General features: G+C 68.4%; 18 protein-coding genes and 2 tRNA genes. 5 read left to right on the top strand and 15 right to left on the bottom strand.

Features of this window, described 5'->3' with window-relative positions; all coding sequences use genetic code 11:
- Positions 1–135: 135 nt before the first annotated feature.
- Both CXP56_RS16730 and CXP56_RS16725 read right to left on the bottom strand, forming a co-directional pair.
- Positions 136–1,212, bottom strand: coding sequence for an alpha/beta hydrolase (locus tag CXP56_RS16730; protein ID WP_169725234.1), 1,077 nt, complete (start codon positions 1,210–1,212; stop codon positions 136–138).
- 7 nt (positions 1,213–1,219) lie between these two features.
- Positions 1,220–2,728 carry an AMP-binding protein gene (locus CXP56_RS16725; protein WP_286901863.1) on the bottom strand — a complete coding sequence of 503 codons (1,509 nt, stop codon included), beginning with the start codon at positions 2,726–2,728 and terminating at the stop codon, positions 1,220–1,222.
- 97 nt (positions 2,729–2,825) lie between these two features.
- Here CXP56_RS16725 and CXP56_RS16720 point away from each other — a divergent pair, with 97 nt between their 5' ends.
- A complete protein-coding gene (locus CXP56_RS16720; protein ID WP_286901862.1) occupies positions 2,826–3,425 on the top strand; it encodes a TetR/AcrR family transcriptional regulator in 600 nt (199 codons plus the stop codon).
- 41 nt (positions 3,426–3,466) lie between these two features.
- The gene (locus tag CXP56_RS16715; protein ID WP_028847409.1) at positions 3,467–3,877 is read left to right on the top strand and encodes a PaaI family thioesterase; all 411 of its coding nucleotides are present in this window, start codon (positions 3,467–3,469) and stop codon (positions 3,875–3,877) included.
- Positions 3,878–3,886: 9 nt separating this feature from the next.
- Here CXP56_RS16715 and CXP56_RS16710 read toward each other — a convergent pair whose 3' ends face one another.
- From CXP56_RS16710 to CXP56_RS16700, 3 genes are all read right to left on the bottom strand, one after another.
- Complete coding sequence (locus CXP56_RS16710; protein WP_028847410.1) at positions 3,887–4,648, bottom strand: putative protein N(5)-glutamine methyltransferase; 762 nt, start codon at positions 4,646–4,648, stop codon at positions 3,887–3,889.
- A 341-nt stretch (positions 4,649–4,989) separates the two neighbouring features.
- Positions 4,990–5,250, bottom strand: coding sequence for a hypothetical protein (locus CXP56_RS16705; RefSeq protein WP_286901860.1), 261 nt, complete (start codon positions 5,248–5,250; stop codon positions 4,990–4,992).
- A 334-nt stretch (positions 5,251–5,584) separates the two neighbouring features.
- The gene (locus tag CXP56_RS16700) at positions 5,585–6,493 is read right to left on the bottom strand and encodes an MBL fold metallo-hydrolase (RefSeq protein WP_038044904.1); all 909 of its coding nucleotides are present in this window, start codon (positions 6,491–6,493) and stop codon (positions 5,585–5,587) included.
- Positions 6,494–6,584: 91 nt separating this feature from the next.
- Here CXP56_RS16700 and CXP56_RS16695 point away from each other — a divergent pair, with 91 nt between their 5' ends.
- Positions 6,585–7,496, top strand: a complete 912-nt coding sequence (locus tag CXP56_RS16695; protein WP_286901858.1) for an AraC family transcriptional regulator — start codon at positions 6,585–6,587, stop codon at positions 7,494–7,496.
- 217 nt (positions 7,497–7,713) lie between these two features.
- On the opposite strand, the gene CXP56_RS16690 is transcribed toward CXP56_RS16695, so the two are convergent.
- Positions 7,714–7,786: transfer RNA gene (locus CXP56_RS16690), tRNA-Ala, on the bottom strand.
- A 30-nt stretch (positions 7,787–7,816) separates the two neighbouring features.
- Positions 7,817–8,002 carry a DLW-39 family protein gene (locus tag CXP56_RS16685; RefSeq protein WP_028847413.1) on the bottom strand — a complete coding sequence of 62 codons (186 nt, stop codon included), beginning with the start codon at positions 8,000–8,002 and terminating at the stop codon, positions 7,817–7,819.
- Between CXP56_RS16685 and CXP56_RS19110 the strand changes: the two genes are divergently transcribed.
- Both CXP56_RS19110 and CXP56_RS16680 read left to right on the top strand, forming a co-directional pair.
- Positions 7,983–8,831 carry a RelA/SpoT-related domain-containing protein gene (locus CXP56_RS19110; protein WP_156899172.1) on the top strand — a complete coding sequence of 283 codons (849 nt, stop codon included), beginning with the start codon at positions 7,983–7,985 and terminating at the stop codon, positions 8,829–8,831. The two genes, CXP56_RS16685 and CXP56_RS19110, sit on opposite strands and share 20 nt — an antisense overlap.
- A 146-nt stretch (positions 8,832–8,977) precedes the next feature.
- On the top strand, positions 8,978–9,268 hold the full coding sequence (locus tag CXP56_RS16680; protein WP_028847414.1) for a hypothetical protein: 291 nt from the start codon (positions 8,978–8,980) through the stop codon (positions 9,266–9,268).
- Positions 9,269–9,376: 108 nt separating this feature from the next.
- Here CXP56_RS16680 and CXP56_RS16675 read toward each other — a convergent pair.
- The 8 genes from CXP56_RS16675 to dnaN all read right to left on the bottom strand — a co-directional run.
- A tRNA-Ile gene (locus CXP56_RS16675) sits at positions 9,377–9,450 on the bottom strand.
- A 71-nt stretch (positions 9,451–9,521) separates the two neighbouring features.
- Positions 9,522–10,256 carry a DUF3566 domain-containing protein gene (locus tag CXP56_RS16670; protein WP_028847415.1) on the bottom strand — a complete coding sequence of 245 codons (735 nt, stop codon included), beginning with the start codon at positions 10,254–10,256 and terminating at the stop codon, positions 9,522–9,524.
- Positions 10,253–12,763 (bottom strand): DNA gyrase subunit A, encoded by a 2,511-nt coding sequence (gene gyrA / locus CXP56_RS16665; RefSeq protein WP_286901857.1) that lies wholly within the window; start codon positions 12,761–12,763, stop codon positions 10,253–10,255. Before gyrA ends, CXP56_RS16670 begins: the two co-directional genes overlap by 4 nt.
- A gap of 46 nt (positions 12,764–12,809) precedes the next feature.
- Entirely contained in the window at positions 12,810–14,771 is a 1,962-nt protein-coding gene (gyrB, locus tag CXP56_RS16660; protein ID WP_028847417.1) for a DNA topoisomerase (ATP-hydrolyzing) subunit B, read from the bottom strand.
- A gap of 240 nt (positions 14,772–15,011) precedes the next feature.
- Positions 15,012–15,635, bottom strand: a complete 624-nt coding sequence (locus tag CXP56_RS16655) for a DciA family protein (protein ID WP_084609143.1) — start codon at positions 15,633–15,635, stop codon at positions 15,012–15,014.
- 88 nt (positions 15,636–15,723) lie between these two features.
- Complete coding sequence (gene recF / locus CXP56_RS16650) at positions 15,724–16,905, bottom strand: DNA replication/repair protein RecF (RefSeq protein WP_028847419.1); 1,182 nt, start codon at positions 16,903–16,905, stop codon at positions 15,724–15,726.
- Between the two features lie 33 nt (positions 16,906–16,938).
- Positions 16,939–17,892 carry a phosphogluconate dehydrogenase (NAD(+)-dependent, decarboxylating) gene (gnd, locus tag CXP56_RS16645; RefSeq protein WP_281168981.1) on the bottom strand — a complete coding sequence of 318 codons (954 nt, stop codon included), beginning with the start codon at positions 17,890–17,892 and terminating at the stop codon, positions 16,939–16,941.
- The coding region (dnaN, locus tag CXP56_RS16640; RefSeq protein WP_286901855.1) for a DNA polymerase III subunit beta at positions 17,889–18,901 on the bottom strand (1,013 nt) is incomplete at its 5' end. The genes dnaN and gnd, both read right to left, overlap by 4 nt.

Raw genomic sequence — 18,901 nt, 5'->3', positions numbered from 1 at the left:
CCCGGCCGTGCGTCACGAGCAAGCCTGGCACACGGAAGACCGGACCCGGCTCGTCGGCCGATGCGCCATGGCACGGCCGGCGATGCGCCGGGCCCGGTCCGTCGGATGGGCGATGTCGCAGCGATCGGCGACCGATCAGGCACCGACGTACTTGTCGGCGAACTCGATCATGCGGTCGTACGCCTGCGGCGCCGTCAGCTCCAGGTTGATGTCGTGGCCCCCGTTGGGGATCACCATCGCCTCGACCTTCGCGTTCGGCCCGTAGAACGGGCGCTCGAACGCAGCCAAGGCCTCGTCCGACGAACAATCGGCAGCCAGCGGCCCGCAGAAGAACGTGTCCGCGTCCCCGTTGACGGTCAGCACCGGAATGTTCGTCGTTTTCGACACGTCGTTCAGCAGGTACACCGCGGCGGTCGGAATTTCCAGCACCCCGGCGGTCTGCTTCAATTCCTCGTCGATTTCGACGACTTTCGGGTCGGCGTTGTCGGTGTTGTAGAACAGGCTGCGCGCGCCCTTCCTGGTCGTGACGTAGAGCGGGTCGTAGCCGGACTTGGCGAACTTCGGGTCGAGCACCGCAGGCGGTGACTGCGCGATCAGCCGTGCGGTGAGGTCCGCGAGGTTCACCCGGTGCGCGATGCCCGTGACGATCATCGCGTCCACGTCGTGGTAGCGGCCCGCCACCAGGTAGCTGGTCACCGAACCGTAGCTGTGGCCGACCAGGACGACCTTGTCGAACGACCGGCCAAGGCTGCCGTCACGCAGCGCCGTGACGACCTGCTGCACGGTACGGGCCGCGGTGTCCCAGGTCAGCGTCGCCCCTGGTGGATGGGTCGATTCGCCGTCGCCGATCCGGTCGATCGCCAGCGTGGCGTACCCGGCCTCGTTGGCGCGGCGCACGTACGAGTAGGTCTCCGGCTGATACGGGAAATCCCAGTAGTAGCGCGCGTAGCTGTAGCCGTGCACCAGCAGCTGGACGGTCTTGGCCCCCTGCGGCACGCACAACGTACCCGCGATGTGGCCCGAGCCGCCGATGAACGTCACCGGTACGCGCACGTCGCGGCACTCCACGTTCGCTGTGTCGTTTTGTGCCGCCGGTTCGGCCACGGCCGGCGACGCCATCGACATGCACAATGCGGCGGCCAGCGTCACCCCGGTCGCCATTCGGCGCACCAGTGACCGAGTCCGCTTCTTTGCGGAATCGCGATTCGTCATCGACCTGTCACCTTTCCCACAATGGATCGCGCAGTTTGCGGCGCAAGACCTTTCCGACCGGCGACTTGGGAATGGCATCGACCACGTGGACCTGCTTCGGCACCTTGTAGCCGGCCAGCCGGCCACGCACGAAATCGCGCAGTTCCTCGGTGGACGCCGAGGCGCCGGGACGGAACACCACGAACGCGGTGACCGCTTCCACCCACTTCGGGTCGGGTGCGCCGACCACGGCGCATTCGGCCACCGCGGGATGGGCCAGCAAAGCGTCTTCGACTTCCCGGGGATAGACGTTGTATCCGCCGGTGATGATCATGTCGCTGGCCCGGTCGACCAAGTAGAGGTAGCCGCGGTCGTCGGCGCGCGCCATGTCCCGGGTACGGATCCAGCCGTCCGGGGTGATGGTCTGCGCGTTGAGCTCGTCGGCGTTGAAGTAGCCGGCCATGGTGAACGGGGCGCGGACGCGGATCTCGCCGATCTCGCCCTGCTCGACCGGGTTGCCGTCGTCGTCGGTGATCATGATCTCCGCGTCGACCGACGGGTATCCGCACGAGCCGAGCAGGTCGCCGCCCTCGGCGTGATCGTCCTTGGTCAGCACCGTCTGGCACAGCGGCGCCTCGGTCTGCCCGTAGTACTGGACGAACTTGTTGCCGAACGTCGCCATGCCCTGCTCGAGCAGCGGCCGTGGCATCGGGCTGGCGCCGTAGATGATGGTGTCCAGGCTGCTGGTGTCGGCACGCTCGACCACACCGCTGGCCAGCAGCATGCCGAGCATGGTGGGCACCAGGTTGATGGCGGTGGCCCGTTCCCGTTCGATGGTCGCCACGAACTGCTCCGGGTCGAAACCGGGCAGGATGATCGACCGGCCACCGGCCAGCCAGAACGGCAGCACGAACGTTCCGCTCGCGTGGATGAGCGACGCGGCGTGCACCATCGCGTCGCCACGGCCCGGCGAGATGAGGTTGGTGAGGATGTTGCGCGCGATCGCGGCCCAGCTGGCCTGCGTGTGCTGAGCGGCCTTGAGCGTGCCGGTGGTGCCCGAGGTGTAGAGCACGAGCATCACGTCGTCGGGTTCCACCGGAACCTGCGGATCGGTGGGTTGCGCCCGGTCGGCCTCGGCGAACAGGTTGCGGTCGCCCGCCCGTTGCGGTTCGCCGAGACCGAGCAGGGTCAGCCCGTCGAGCTCCTCGGCGAGTGCGAGTGCCCGCTCGGTCAGGTCCGCACCGTGAATGAGCAGCCGGACGCCGGTCTCGGCCAGCATCTTCGCCTGCTCGGCCTGCGCCAGCCGGGAGTTCAACGGCACCCGCGCCACCCCGGCCTTCAGGCATGCGAAGTCGATCGGCATCGACCAGATCTCGTTGTTGAGCAGCAAGCCGACGCGTGAGCCACGCCCGTAACCCATGCCGAGCAGGACGTTCGCGATCCGGTTCGCCATGCCGTCGACCTCGCGGTACGTCATGGCCCGGTCGCCCGCCACCACAGCGATCCTGTCGCGGTGCCGCGCTGCACCGCGTCGCACCAAATCCACTCCTCGCACGGCACAGCACATTTTCACAGACCGTCCGGACTGTCAATGTTCCGACTGGGTGATGACGGCCGAGGTTTAGGCTGGGTCCGTGCCACCCACAACCAGACAGCAACAACGCGATCAGACGAGGAAGCACCTGCTCGACACCACCGTGGACTGCCTGGTCGAGTACGGCTACGCGGGCACGACGACGCAGCGCATCCAGGACCGCGCCGGTGTCTCCCGTGGCGCGCTCCTGCACCACTTCGGGTCCAAGGAGCAGCTGTTCGTCGCCGCCATCGGGCACATCGCCGAGCTGCACCTGGAGCAGATCAAAGCCGCGGCGGAGCAGATGGCGCCGGGCAAGCAGGCGGTGCCCGGGTTGGTGGAAGTGCTGCGCAAGGCGATGTCCGGGCCGAACTTCCTGGCCGGCCTGGAACTGTGGATGGCGGCCAGGACCGATCCCAGGCTGCGGGCCGCGCTCGTCCCGTCGGAGCGGCGGATCGGCAAAGAGCTGTGGGAAGTGTTCAGCCGGTCCACCGGCACGGCCAGCACCGGTGTGCGTTCGGCCTTCGAGGCGCTGCTGATCACCCTGCGCGGCCTCGCACTGACCGGCCTGCTGCGGGAGGACGATCACTGGTCCGACGAGATCATCCAGGCGCGGGTGCGCGACCTGATGGCGGAGGTGGAGGCCACCGGCACGAAGTAGAGGGCTGGGCCGGAGCCGGACGGGTTGTTTAGTGTGCGTTCATGAGCCAGCGCACTGACGATCTCGCCCAGCTGGTCTCGGCCATGCCGTTCGCCGCGGCGCTGGGCATCGAACTGACGGAGGCGTCACCCACCGAGGTCCGCGCCCGGCTGCCGTGGAATCCCGGAAACTGCACCGTGGGCGGCATCCTGCACGGCGGCGCGTTGATGGCGTTCGCCGACACCGTTGGCGCCGTGTGCGCGTTCTTGAACCTGCCGGAAGGCGCGTCGACCGCAACGCTGGAGTCGAAAACCAACCTGTTCCGCGCCGTGAAGGACTCCGCGGTGATCGCCGTCAGCAAGCCGCTGCACGTGGGCAAGATGACGATCGTGGCGCAGACCGACCTGTTCGACGAGCAGGAGCGGCGGGTCGCCCAGGTGACGCAGACTCAGGCCGTCCTGCCATCGCGGTGACGGCGACGATCAGCGTGTTGCGATCAGGACGGTCGCTTCCCCGTCGGTGACCGTGCGACCCTGCAGGCCATGAGCGGCCACCACGGCGACGGCTGCGGTGGCCTGGTGCTCGGCGACTTCGCACAGCAGGTGGCCGCCGTCGGTGAGCCAAGCCGGTGCTTCCCCGGCCACCCGGCGCAGCACGTCCAGGCCGTCGTGGCCGCCGTCCAGCGCCGCGCGTGGCTCGTGCCGGCGAGCTTCGACCGGGAGCAGGTCGAGCTCAGCCGTGGGCACATACGGCACATTGACCGTCAGCAGGTCGACACGTTGCCGTAGCCGAGCGGGCAGCGGATCGAACAGGTCGCCCTGATACACCGTGCCGCGATCGCCGACATTGACCCGGACGCACCGCACCGCGGCGAGGTCGATGTCCGCGGCGTGCAGCTGTGCGTCCGGCAATCGCGCGGACAGCGCGACACCGATGGCGCCGGAACCGCAGCACAGGTCGGCGATCACGGCCGATGCCGGTGCCAGCAGGAGCGCCTGCGCGACCAGGAACTCGGTGCGTCGCCGCGGCACGAACACGCCCGGGGCGACGGTGATCCGCAGCCCGCAGAACTCCGCCCAGCCGACGACGTGCTCCAGCGGCTCCCCGGCGACCCGGCGGGCGACCATGGTTTCCAGCTCGTCCGGCCGCCGTGCCGCGTCAAGCAGGATCCGCGCCTCGTCCTCGGCGAAGACACATCCGGCGGCTCGAAGCCGCTCGACAAGCCGTTCGACGATGTCAGGCATGAAGGGCCGATCGCTGGATCACATGGCGATGGTAGGCCGTCGATCGAACCGGTGACCCGGCCGCGCCGAAGCGGCCCAGCCTTGCCCTGAGTGCGCACGGACCAGGCCTGCCCGAGTGCGCCCCGACCCGGCTTTGCCCGGGGTCCGAACCGGCCCAGCCCCGCCGTGCGTCCCGACCAGCGCGACCTCGACCCGCGCGACCCCGCCCCGCACACCAAGCAGCGCACCCCCACCTCGCACACCTACCGGCCCGCCCGCCCTGCGCCCCGCCGTGCCTCCCAGTCGGCCCAGCTCCGCCCTGCCAGGAGTGGTCCGGAATCACCATCGCACCGTCGGCTGGATCACCCCGGGGGCTCCTGCCGGTCCTGCCCGTAGACGCACCGTTGCCGGTCGATGTCCCAGGTGCCACCGCTGGGCTCGCAGTTGATGAACTCGCGGTGCGAGCGTTCCTTCTCGGCGTCGAGCTCCGGGCAGTCCCTGTTGGTGATGATGTTCGGGTTGGCCGGATCGTCGAACTTGGGTGGCGCGCCCGGCTCGCAGGAGTATCTGGGCTGAACCGGGGTCTGCTCGGTGGGGCGGGCCTTGGATGGTTGCTCGACCACCGCCCGAGCCGACGTTGTCGGCTTGGTGGCGGCCGTCCTCGTGGTGGTCGTGGTGGTCGTTGGCGTGGGGGCCGCCGTCGTCGGCGACGCGGCCGAACCACTCGTCCGGCTCGGATCCGATTCCCGCACAGGTTGCCCAGCGGTGCACGCTGCCAGCACAAGGGCGAGCAGCAGCACGGGCACCATCAGGATCGATCTCATCGCCAGATTGTCGCTGCATCCGCGGTCTTGTTACGACGGCTGTCACCGCGCGTGCCGGCGCCCTGGCTTCCCGGACGACGCAGGGCGCTGGTGTGCCCGGCCGCCGGGAAAGCGGACGTTCGAACGGTTCCCGTCATGGCACCCACCGGCGGATGGCGAAGCGGCTTCCGTCCCGCTGGATCTCCACCGCGCCGGACCCCGCGAAGTGCGCGGGGATGACCAGCTCGTTGTTGTCCGCCGCCCGCTCGAGCACCCGTCGGCGGGTGTCGGCGGCCTGCCCGGGGTGCTCACAGAAGCGGCTGTTGCAGTGCGGCGCGAGGATCTGCACCGGACTGTGCAGCACGTCGGCGACGAACACCGTCCGGTCTCGTCCGGATTCCAGGCGAACGACTGACGAGCCGGGTGTGTGTCCGGGCGCAGGTTCCAGGCTCAGGTTTGCGTCGATGCGGTAGTCGTCCTCCCACAGCACGGCTCGGTCCAGCACCGGGGCGATGCTGTCGGCGTAGACGATGTGGCTTCCCTTGCGCCGCAGCTGCTCGTATTCGTTCACCGGCGCAGGGCGGCGGTGTTCGTTGCGTGGGTCGAAGTACACCTGGTCGGCGGCGGGGATCAGGTAGGTGGCGTTCGGAAATGTCGGAACCCACTCGCCGTCGACGAGGTGGGTGTTCCATCCGACGTGGTCGTAGTGGACATGCGTGTTGACCACGATGTCCACGTCGTCCGGCTGCACTCCGGCCCGCGCGAGCCGGTCCAGGAAGTCGGTGCCGAGGTGATCGAACAGCGGCATCTGGGGCCGGTCCCGGTCGTTGCCGATGCCGGTGTCCACCAGGATGGTCTTGCCCTCGCTGCGTAACACCCACGTCTGAACGGCGGCGCGGCAGCCGTCGGTTTCTGCGTTCCAGTGCTCGGGGTCGAGCCACGACGCGTTGTCCCGCCACACCTCCGGCGGACTGTCCGGGATCGCGTCCCGTGCGCGGCCGAACTCGCCCTGCCACTCCACCACCTTGGTCACTTCGACGTCACCGAGCTGCACTGTGTCCACACAAGCAACCTACGAGCAAAGCGTGAGCGTTCCAATGTTGAAATGGCGCAGTTTGATACGCGATCGTCTCAAGCTCGTATAGGCTGACGCTGTGGACGTGCTGAGCGACGCCATCGCCGCCATGCGAACGGGCCGCCCGTCGTCGAGCCGGCTGCGGGTGAACTCGCCGTGGTGCTATCGCTTCGACCGCTACGACGGCGCCGGATTCCACGTTCTCCTGCACGGCACCGGGTGGCTCGTCCTGGACGACGGTGAGCCGACCTACCTGGCAAGCGGCGACATCGTGCTGTTGCCCCGAGGCACCGCACACGTCCTGTCCGACACCCCGCGCGCGGACAACTCCGTACCGTTCGATTCACGCGTCAGCGACGACCCGCTCGGCGACACGGAGTTCCTGTGTGGCAAGTACCGGCTCGACCACACGCGCATGCATCCCGCGCTGGCGGAGCTTCCCGACGTCGTCCACGTGCCGGCGCGCGCCCGGCGTCATGGTCAACTGAGTTCGGCCATCGAACTGCTCACCATCGAGCTCGCCGAAGCACGACCCGGCCGGGAAGCCGTGATCACCGGCCTGCTCGACCTGCTGCTGACCTATCTGATCCGCGCGTGGCTGGACGACAACGACCACGACGGATGGCCGCGGGCGCTCCGCAACCGCTACGTCGCCGCCGCACTCGCGGCACTGCACGACAAACCGGACGCGCCCTGGCGGGTGGAGGATCTGGCCGCGCACGTCGGCGTCTCCCGCGCCACCCTGGCGCGAAAGTTCACCGCGCTCACCGGACAGTCACCGATGGCGTACCTGACCTGGTGGCGCATGACGACCGCTGCGGGACTCCTGCGCACCACGGACCGGCCGCTGGCAGCTGTCGCCCGCCAGGTCGGGTACAGCTCGCCGTTCGCCTTCTCGCACGCCTTCAAGCGGCACTTCGGCGTCACCCCCGGACGCTATCGCGCTCAGGGCGACACCACACGGCAGAAAGAGGCGGACTCCGTGCCGTAGGGGCCGCAGGAACGGGACGTAAGGCCTCGTCGCGCCGACACGGGCCGCGGATACTCTCGGTGATTTCCCGCTGTCGACGGTCGCTACCGAGCGCCAGAGCCGCCAGAAATCCAAGTCGAGCGGCGCTGCCGCAGGCTCGATGAGGCGTCAAGGAGACAGCGCGGTACACGCCGCCCGAGGAGTGCATCCGATCCGCCGCACGCGGCGGGTCACGAAGTGGAGCCGAGGGGAATCGAACCCCTGACCTCTGCCTTGCAAAAGCAGCGCTCTACCAATTGAGCTACGGCCCCGGAACGCGGGCGGACCCGCGTGGACGTCGGTCAGTTCTTGCTGGCCGAACCGTGGGTCGCGGTCGCCGGCGTCGAACCGTTAGCGCTGCCCGCGCCGGAGGTACCGGACGGCGCGGTGGCCTCGCGCCACAGGTCAGCGTCGGCCTTGGCGTCCCGGCTCCGCTTGATCGCGAACAGGACACCCACCACGGCTGCGATGGCCAAAAGCTTCTTCATCCCCGTATGCCTCCTCAACGCCTCACAACCGTCACGATGCTACCTGTACCGCGATCGGCGTTGGGCAACAACCCCGTTTGCTTCACGTGAAACCAACCTCACGGACACATCTGTCTCGGTGCTGCGCACACGGGCTCGCGCCATGTCGAACCTGCCGACGGTCCTCCCTGAACATCTGCAGATGCCCCGAGCACCGGCGCCGGAGACCTACCGGGTACAAGTAACCAATGGCTCCACACATGGCGCCGATGACAGGGACGACGGCTGGTCCCTTCCTTCCAAGAATCAGCTCAACACCGCCGGACGCCGCATCCGCAAGCGCGCAACCGGCGAGCTGGAGATCGACGCCGAACAAGCAGCACACGACGAGGTCCTGGTAGAGCGGTGGCGCTCTGCACACAGCATGCCTCTCGCCAGGGCTTGCGCAGCCCTCGAAGCAGCATTGACAGGGGTATGTTCGCCTGTCTCCCCCGTTGTCCGGCGACTGAAGCGATGGGAAAGCATCGTCGCCAAGCTCGTCCGCGAGCGGTCGCGACTGGCGGAGATGGAAGACACTGCCGGTTGTCGCGCAATTCTCCCGACACGTCAGCACGTGGTGCGGGTCAAGGAGCATCTCGAGCTGGCTGGTGCACTGCAGATCGAACGCGTGCGCGATTACAACGCCAAGCCAGCAATCTGGGGGTTATCGAGCGCTTCACCTCTGGTGCCGCCAAGACGGCTTCAAGGTCGAGGTGCAGCTGAGGACGCAACGTCAGCAGCGCTGGGCCGACACCGTCGAACAGTTCGACACTGCCTTCGGTACCGACCTCAAGCACGAGACAGGTCCTGAACCACTCCTTCGTTACCTTCGTGAACTAAGTCGGTATCTCTGCCTACGGGATGACGGCGTAGCAGAATCGGAGATGGACCGTGCACCACTCGAGGCTTCGGCTGCCGAGGTGGTCGCATGGCTTGACGAGGAAGGAGGCTCGCACCGTGACAGTAGGTAACCGGTGGTACCTCCTCGTCAACCACAAGAACGAGGGCCGGACCGACATCCGCGAGTTCACCGATCAGACCATGGCGGTCGCAGCGCTGAACGAAGCGGAAGAGCGGTTCACCGATCGTCGCCATCACGGCCCTTCGAACGTGGACGTCCTTCTGGTTGGCGCGCCGAGCATCGATGCCGTCAAGAAGCACTACCCCAGTTACTTCATCAACGGCCGTAGCCGCGCAGAAAAGGTGCGCCAGCTGCTGAACGCACTCCCAGTGATCTCGGCCGGATAGTCCGCGGCCGTTCGTGACGCCGGGAAGCTTGCCCGGATGTGGCGGCCTTGTGGCTTCCGAGAACGGACAACCCCCTGACCCGCCGGTCAGGGGGTTGTCCGTTCTGGGTGGGCCTACCAGGACTTGAACCTGGGACCTCTTCGTTATCAGCGAAGCGCTCTAACCGCCTGAGCTATAGGCCCTCGCGACGTATGAGAGCGTACCGCACCGGTGGACGGCCCTTGCGCCCGGGGGCCCGCTCCGCACCGCCGGCCTAATCCCGTTCGGACAGCGTGATCTCCAGCCCGCCGGCCAGATCGGCCGAGACGTTGTAGATGAACGCCGAGACCGTCGCCAGCGCCGACAGCAGCACGATGTTCACCATGCCGATGATGGCCGCCACGCCGAACACCCGGCCCGCGCTGATCAGCGGTTCCGCCACGGCGTCCGCGTTCGCGCCGGACACCAGCGAGGTGTAGGTGCCGTTCAGCTTGTCCCACACCCCCATGCCGTCCAGCACGATGTAGAGCAGGCCGACGGCGACCATCCACACCAAGAACATCGCCACGCCGAGCACCAGGCTCAGCTTCAGCACCGACCACGGGTCGATGCGCTTGACCATCAGGCTGGCCCGCCGCGGGCCCCGACCCGGCCGGCGCAGCGCCGACGGCGCGGACGAGGACGACGCCCGGCCTCGAGTGCTCAACGTGACCCCCTCGACGTCCCGCGGCGGCTTGTCCCGCTCCGGCTGCGGGAGGTAGTCGGTGCGCTGCTCGGCGTTGGAAAGGCCGTTCGGAGCGCCGCCCTGCCCCGCGGCCCCGTCGACCCTGGGGATGTTCCCGGTGTGCGGCGACAGCTCACCGCCGCCGAATCCGTCGGATCCACCCTCCTGGGTCACCCGCTGCCACGGCGGAGAGCCGGCTTCCCCGCCCGCAGCTCCCTCACCGCCTGGGTAGGCCTCCGATTGGTGGGTGGGGGTTCCTCCGCTGGGTTTGTCCGGGCCAGTCATGCTTCTCCGTCGGTCGCTTTCGTCGCGTCAGCGGTCTCGCCCTGCCCGTTGCCGTTGGGCTCGTCGGCATTGCGCGCCACTGCCAGCAGTGTCGTTCCCTGGTCGAGGTTCATCAACCGCACGCCCTTGGTCTGCCTGCCCGCCTTGCGGACCTGCTTGGCGGCGGTGCGGATGACACCACCACTGGACGTGATGGCGAACAACTCGTCCTCGACGTCCACGATAAGTGCTGCCACCAGCTTCCCGCGACGGTCGTCGTGCTGAATGGTCAACACGCCCTTGCCGCCGCGACCCTGCACCGGATAGTCCTCGATCGGGGTGCGCTTGGCGTACCCGCCGGAGGTGGCCACCAGCAGATACGTGCCCGGCCGGACCACGGCCATCGCGAGCAGCTCGTCGCCCTCGTTGAACCGCATGCCCAGCACACCGGAGGTGGCCCGGCCCATCGGGCGCAGCACCTCGTCGTTGGCGTGGAACCGGATGGACTGCCCGTTCGCCGACACCAGCAGCAGGTCATCCTCCGGGCCGGCCAGCTGGGCACCGACCAGCTCGTCGCCGTCGCGCAGGTTGATGCCGATCAGGCCGCCGGACCGGTTGGAGTCGAAGTCGCTCAGCCGGGACTTCTTGACCAGCCCGCCCTTGGTCGCCAGCACCAGATAGGGCGCGACCTCGTAGTTGGGGATCTCGATGACCTGGGCGATCTCCTCGTCCGGCTGGAACGCCAGCAGGTTGGCTACGTGCTGACCGCGAGCGTTGCGGTTCGCCTCGGGCAGCTCGTAGGCCTTGGCCCGGTACACCCGACCCTTGTTGGTGAAGAACAGGATCCAGTCGTGCGTGGAGCAGACGAAGAAGTGCTGGACGATGTCGTCCTGCTTCAGCGCCGCCCCCTGCACGCCCTTGCCGCCTCGTTTCTGCGCCCGGTACAGGTCGGTCTTGGTGCGCTTGGCGTACCCGGTGCGGGTGATGGTCACCACGACGTCCTCGACGGCGATCAGGTCCTCCACCGTCACGTCGCCGTCGTACGGGATGATCTTCGACCGGCGGTCGTCGCCGTACTTGTCGACGATCTCCCGCAGCTCGTCGCCGACGATCCGACGCTGCCGCTCCGGCCGCGCCAGGATGTCCTCCAGGTCGGCGATGGTGCGCTCGATCTCGGCCAGCTCGTCGATGATCTTCTGCCGCTCCAACGCCGACAGCCTGCGCAGCTGCATGTCCAGGATCGCGGTGGCCTGCACCTCGTCCACGTCCAGCAGCTGCATCAGGCCGGTGCGGGCCTCCTCGGTGTTCGGCGACCGCCGGATCAAGGCGATCACCTCGTCCAGCATGTCCAGCGCTTTGACCAGGCCACGCAGGATGTGCGCCCGCTCCTCGGCCTTGCGCAACCGGTACCGGGTGCGCCGGACGATGACGTCGACCTGGTGCTTGACGTAGTGCCGGATGATCTGGTCCAGCCGCAGCGTGCGCGGCACGCCGTCGACGATCGCCAGCATGTTCACGCCGAAGTTGTGCTGCAGCTGGGTGTGCTTATAGAGGTTGTTCAGCACCACCTTCGGCACCGCGTCCCGCTTCAGCGAGATCACGATCCGCATGCCGCTGCGCTTGTTGGACTCGTCGGCGATGTCGGCGATGCCGCTGATCTTGCCCTCGCGCACCAGCGTCGCGATGCTCTCGATCAGGTTGTCCGGGTTGACCTGGTACGGCAGCTCGGACACCACCAGGGCCTGCCTGCCCTTGGAGTCCTCCTCCACCTCGACCACGGCCCGCATCCGGATCGACCCGCGCCCGGTGCGGTAGGCCTCCTCGATGCCGGACGTGCCCAGGATCAGTGCCTTGGTCGGGAAGTCCGGGCCCTTGATCCGCTGCATCACCGCGGCCAGGGTCTCCTCGTCCGAGGCGTCCCAGTTGTCCAGCGCCCAGTAGACCGCCTCGGCCACCTCGCGCAGATTGTGCGGCGGGATGTTCGTCGCCATCCCCACCGCGATCCCGGAGCCGCCGTTGACCAGCAGGTTCGGGATCCGCGACGGCAGCACCGTCGGCTCTTGCGTCTTGCCGTCGTAGTTGGCGACGAAGTCGACGGTGTCCTCTTCGATCTCCCGCAGCATCTCCATGGCCAGCGGGGTGAGCTTGGCCTCGGTGTACCGCATGGCCGCCGCGGGATCGTTGCCCGGCGAGCCGAAGTTGCCCTGGCCGTCGACCAGCGGGTAGCGCATCACCCACGGCTGCGCCAGCCGGACCAACGTGTCGTAGATCGCCGAGTCGCCGTGCGGGTGGTAGTTCCCCATGACGTCGCCGACGATGCGCGAGCACTTGGTGTAGCTGCGCTCCGGTCGCAGGCCGCTGTCGTACATCGAGTACAGGACCCGGCGGTGGACCGGTTTGAGACCGTCGCGGACATCCGGCAGAGCTCGCGACACGATGACACTCATCGCGTAGTTGATGTAGGAGCTCTGCATCTCCTGCTGGATGTCAACAGGTTCGATGCGGCTGCGTTCCGGCGTCTCAGTCACGAAAACGTTCCTTTGTGTCCAGTGATGCGCACGTCAGGCGGCTGGGTCAGATGTCGAGCAGTCCGGCTTCGCGGGCATTGCGAGTGATGAAGGCGCGTCGCGACTCCACGTCGTCGCCCATCAGCACGCTGAACAGCTCGTCGGCGGTGGCCGCGTCGTCCAGCGTCACCTGCAACAGGATGCGGTTGGCCGGGTCCATGGTGGTTTCCCACAGCTCGTCGGCGTTCATCTCGCCGAGACCCTTGTACCGCTGGATGCCGTCGTCCTTGTTGATCTTCTTGCCGGCCGCCAGGCCGCGCTCGAGCAGGCCGTCCCGCTCCCGGTCGGAGTAGGCGTACTCCGGCTCGGCCCGTTGCCACTTGATCTTGTACAGCGGCGGCTGCGCCAGGTACACGTGCCCGTGCTCGATCAGCGGCGTCATGAACCGGAACAACAAGGTGAGCAGCAGCGTGGTGATGTGCTTGCCGTCGACGTCCGCGTCGGCCATCAGCACGATCTTGTGATAGCGCAGCTTGCTGATGTCGAACTCTTCGTGGATGCCGGTGCCCAGCGCGGTGATCAGCGACTGCACCTCGGCGTTCTTCAGCACCTTGTCGATGCGGGCCTTCTCGACGTTGATGATCTTGCCGCGGATCGGCAGGATCGCCTGGTAGCGGGAGTCCCGCCCCTCCTTGGCCGAGCCACCGGCCGAGTCGCCCTCCACGATGTAGAGCTCGCACTCCTCCGGGTTGGTGGACCGGCAGTCCTTCAGCTTGCCCGGCAGGCCGCCGATGTCCAGCGCGCCCTTGCGGCGGACCAGCTCGCGCGCCTTGCGCGCGGCCAGCCTGGCCTGGGCGCTGGAGATCGCCTTGGAGATGATCAGCTTGGCCTCGCTGGGGTTGCGCTCGAACCAGTCCGCCAGCCACTCGTTGGTGGTGGTCTGGACGAACGACTTGGCCTCCGAGTTGCCCAGCTTCGTCTTGGTCTGCCCCTCGAACTGCGGCTCGGCCAGCTTGACCGACACGATCGCCGCCAGCCCCTCCCGGACGTCGTCGCCGGTGAGGTTGGCGTCCTTGTCCTTCAGCAGCTTCTTGTCCCTGGCATAGGCGTTGACCACCCTGGTCAGCGCCGCGCGGAAGCCTTCCTCGTGGGTGCCGCCCTCGTGGGTGTTGATCGTGTTGGCGAACGTGTACACCGACGGCGTGTAGCCGGTGTTCCACTGCATGGCCACCTCGACCTGCATGCCGTCGCCCTTGGCCTCGAACGAGATGACCTTGTCGTGCACGGTGTCCCGGCTGGCGTTGATGTGCTTGACGAAGTCCACCAGGCCGCCCGGGTAGTAGTAGGTGCGCTCGGTGAGCGCGGCCTCCTCGCCTTCGGCGTCCTCGGCGTCCTCCTGCTTGCGCTCGTCCCGCAGCACCATGGTCAGCCCCTTGTTGAGGAACGCCATCTCCTGCAGCCTGCGGGCGACCGTCTCGGTGTTGAAGTACGTCGTCTCGAAGATGGTCTCGTCCGGCCAGAACGACAGGATGGTGCCGGTGCGGTCGGTGGTGCCTTCCTTCTGCAGCGGGCCGGGCTCGGAGTTGACATATTTCTGTGTCCAGATCACGCCGCCGCGGTGGATCTCCACCTCCAGGCGCTTGGACAGGGCGTTCACCACCGACACGCCGACGCCGTGCAAACCGCCGGACACCGCGTACGACTTGCTGTCGAACTTGCCGCCGGCGTGCAGCACCGTCAGTGCGACCTCGACGCCCGGCTTCTTCATCGTCGGGTGCTCGTCGACCGGGAAACCCCGGCCGTCGTCCTCCACGCGGACGCCACCGTCGGCCAGCAGTGTGACCTCGACCCGGGTGGCGTACCCGGCCATCGCCTCGTCGACCGCGTTGTCGACGACCTCCCAAATCAAGTGGTGCAGGCCGCGTTCACCGGTAGAGCCGATGTACATGCCGGGCCGCTTGCGGACGGCCTCGAGGCCTTCCAGGACGGTGATGGACGATGCGCTGTACTCGTTCTTCTTGGCTGCCACCTGCTCCGGTGTCTCCCTGGGTCGTCGCCGCAGCGGTGAACGCGGCGGAATGTTCACGGGCGCGGGTCATCGCACGCAAGCGCCCGACGCACTACTGCAAGTCTACTTGCCTGCTTATGCGAACGGGCGGCAAGGACACCCCTCACGGCGTCACAGAGCGCCGAATTCGACCCAGGACGGGAGGGAACCGCACCCCTGGCTCCACTCGCGGCGTACGGGGCCCTGGCCCACGTTCGGCGATCAGCCGTAGGTGTCCCTGGGCCCGCGCCCGGCGATGTATCTGCGGCCGTGCCGCCAATCCGGCCGGACCGGCCCGTTGATCCGGATCCGCTTGACCACCCCGGCGCCGACGCCCGCGGCGATCTTGCCGATGAGCTGGCCTTGCAGCAGCCGCAGCTGGGTGGCCCATGCCGTCGAGTCCGCCTGCACGGTCAGTTCGCCGTTGCGCAGCGACACCGGCCGGGCGTGTTCGGCGATCTCCGCGCCGACCAGGCTGGCCCATTCGCCGAACACCGTGCCGTTGGCCAGCCGGGACCGCCAGCCGCGCTCCCTGGTCAGCCGTTCCAGCACCCGGCCGAGCGGCTGGGGGTCGCGATCGTCGGGCCCCGGGCCGGACCATCTCCGGCGCCTGCTGCGCAGCTCGCGGGGGCTGACCCCGGGCGGCCGCCAGCCCGGCCGTTGCGCACCACGCCGCCCCGCGGCCTGCCGCGCCGCGTCCAGCGCCGCGAACGCCAGATCCCGGCCGGAAGCACCCGCGTTCTGTGGCTTGTTGCCTGTGGATAGTTCACCCCCGGCAGGGGGAGAAGGTCGCTCTCCGCGTTCGAAATTGGCCGACGAGGCGGGGCGAGACCTCGAGTTATCCACACTATCCACAGTTTTATCCCCAGGCGGGTGACCCTGATTCTCCCCAGGTGTCACCCCGGGTAGCCCGGTCGGCCGAGCGTCGTGCGGCTCATGTTTCACGGGAAACCTCCCCCTCGGCGACACGGAATCGGGTACCCGTCAGCTTGCTCGGCACGTCCTCGTCGACCGCTGCGGTGATCAGCACCTGCTCGGCCTGCGCGGCGACCTCGGCCAGCCGGGCACGCCGATCGCGGTCGAGCTCGGCGAAGACGTCGTCCAGCATCAGCACCGGTTCGCCCGCCTCCGCACGCAACAGTTCATAGGCGCCGAGCCGGAGTGCCAACGCCAGCGACCACGATTCGCCATGGCTGGCATAACCACGCGCCGGCGCTTCACCGAGCCGCAACTCGAGTTCGTCGCGGTGCGGGCCGACGGTGCTGACGCCCCGTTCCAAGTCGACGTCGCGCGCCCGCCCGAGCGCATCGAGCAGGACGTCGCGCAGCTGCGCGACTCCCGGTTCGTTGTCGGCCTCCCGGCCTTCCGGCATGCCGAATCCTTCCGGCAGCGCGTCACCGAGGCTCGATCGGTAGACGAGTGACGCTTCCCGGCCCACCGCCGCAGATCCCGCCACCGCGGAGTACGCGGCGACGGCGTGCGGGGTGAGCGCAGCGATCAGATCCAGCCGGCCGGCCAGAAGACGGGCTCCCGCATCCGCCAGCTGCGCGTCCCACACATCCAGCGTGCTGAGCGCGTACGGGTCTTCGCGTCCGCTCCTGCCGCGCTTACCCGCGGTCTTCAACAGGGCGTTGCGCTGCCGCAAGGCCTTGTCGTAGTCGGCTCGCACGCCGGCGAACCGCGGGGCACGCTGCACCAGCAGCTCGTCGAGGAACCGGCGCCGCTCGGCCGGGTCACCCTTGACCAGCGCCAGGTCCTCCGGCGCGAACAGCACCGTGCGCAAGATTCCCAGCACCGACCGCGGCGGGCCGGGCTGGCCGCGGTTGACCCGTGCCCGATTGGCCCGGCCTGCGTTGATCTCCAGTTCGACGGTCAGCTCACGGTCGCCGTTGACCACCGCGGCCCGCACGATCGCCCGGTCGCACCCCTGCCTGATCAGTGGAGCGTCGGTGGCCACCCGATGCGATCCGAGGGTGGCCAAATAGCCGACCGCCTCCAGCAGGTTGGTCTTGCCGCGCCCGTTGCGGCCGACCAGCACCGTGGCACCCGGGGTGAGCGCCAGGTCGGCGTGCTTCCACGACCGGAAGTCCTCGACCTGCAGGTGTCTGAGATACATCGGCTCAGCAGGCTCCGTGCCCCGCGCCCGGCGTCACTCCCCCGCTTTGCTGACGGCGTGCCCGCCGAACTGGTTGCGCAACGCCGCGACCGCCTTCATGGCGGGCGAATCGTCCTGCCGCGAGGCGAACCGGGCGAACAGCGCGGCCGAGATCACCGGTGCGGGCACCGCGTGGTTGATCGCCTCCTCGACCGTCCAGCGACCTTCGCCGGAGTCGTTGACGTACCCCTTCAGCTGCGCCAGCTCCGGGTCCTCCTCCAGCGCCCTGACCAGCAGGTCGAGCAGCCACGATCGCACCACCGTGCCGCGTTTCCACGCCTTGAGCACCCCCGGCACGTCGGTGACCAGGTCGGCCGCGCGCAGCAGTTCGTAGCCCTCGGCGTAGGCCTGCATCAGGCCGTACTCGATGCCGTTGTGCACCATCTTGGCGAAGTGGCCCGCGCCGACGCCGCCGGCGTGCACGAACCCTTCCTCGCGCGGCCCCTCCGGGCGCAGCGCGTCGAAGATCGGCATCGCGCGCTCGACGTCCTCGGGCAGGCCGCCGACCATCAGGGCGTAGCCGTTCTTCTCACCCCAGATGCCCCCGGAGACGCCCGCGTCGATGTAGCCGACGCCTCCTGCGGCCAGCTTCTCGGCGTGCGCCGCATCGTCGGTGAACCGGGAGTTGCCGCCCTCGATGACCAGGTCGCCCTCGTCCAGCAGATCAGCCAGCTCGGCGATCGTCTGGCGGGTGGCGTCCCCGGCGGGAACCATCACCCACACGAACCGCGGCCGGTCCAGCGACGCCACCAGGTCCGCCAGCGACGAGGTGTCCGACACCGACTGATCGCGGTCGTAGCCGATGACCTGATGCCCGGCGGCTTCCAGCCGCGCACGCATCCCGGAACCCATCTTGCCGAGGCCGATCATGCCCAGCTGCACCATGTGAACCTCCGTTCGTGGCCGGTCAGCCCCGACCCTAGCCCGGCGGTGGCGGACGCCGGTCAGCCCGGCAGGCGAACCGGCATCAGCAGGTACAAGTACCCGGCGGCGACTTTGCCCTCGTCGTCCAGCGGCTTGATCAACGCCGGACGGTTCGGCGTGGTGAAGGTGAGCTCGGCCTGGTCGGTCGGCAGCGCGGTCAGGCCGTCGAGCAGGTAGTTCGGGTTGAACGCGATCACCACCGGCTCGCCTTCGTAGGTCACCGGCAGCTCTTCCTCGGCCGAGCCCTCGTCGTCCCCGCCCGCGGCGAGTCGCAACGACCCCTCGGTGAACTCCAGCCGCACCTGGGTGCCGCGCTCGGCGACCAGTGACACGCGCCGGATCGCCTCGGTGACCGCGGGCACGTCCAGCACGGCACGCGAGGTGTACTGCGAAGGCAGCAGCTTGCGATACGGCGGGAACTCGGCGTCCAGCAGCCGGGTCGTGGTGTGCCGGTCCGGGCCGGACAGCCCGAGCATGCCCTCGCCGCTGGACAGCCCGAGTCGCACGGTCGAACCCGCTGCGCCGAGCGACCGGGCCGCGTCGGCCAGGTTCTTCGCAGGCACCAGCACGGCCGCGCCGGTGACGCCGTCGGCCGGCTTCCAGGTGAACTCCTTCAGCGCCAGCCGGAACCGGTCGGTGGCGACCATGGTCAGCGTCTCGCCGGAGATCTCCAGCCGGATGCCGGTCAGCATCGGCAGCGTGTCGTCCTTGCCGGATGCGACCGCGACTTGCGCCACGGCCTCGCCGAACGCGTGCCCGTCGAGCTCGCCGACGAACTGTGGCTGGGCGGGCAGCTGCGGGTAGTCCTCCACCGGCATGGTGGGCAGGCTGAACCTGGCGTTGCCGCAGGTGATGCCGACCCGGGCGCCGTCGACGGTGATGTCCACCGGCTGGTCAGGCAGGGCTTTCGTGATGTCGGCCAGCAACCGGCCGGAGACCAGGACTTTCCCGCCCTCGGCGATGGTGGCCGACACGCTCACCGTCGCCGAGACCTCGTAGTCGAAGCCGGAGACGGTCAGCGCTCCGTCGCCGT

It is taken from the genome of Thermocrispum sp. (genome assembly GCF_002919275.1).
GTDB lineage: Bacteria > Actinomycetota > Actinomycetes > Mycobacteriales > Pseudonocardiaceae > Thermocrispum > Thermocrispum agreste.
This window is presented reverse-complemented; position numbering and strand designations above follow the sequence as displayed.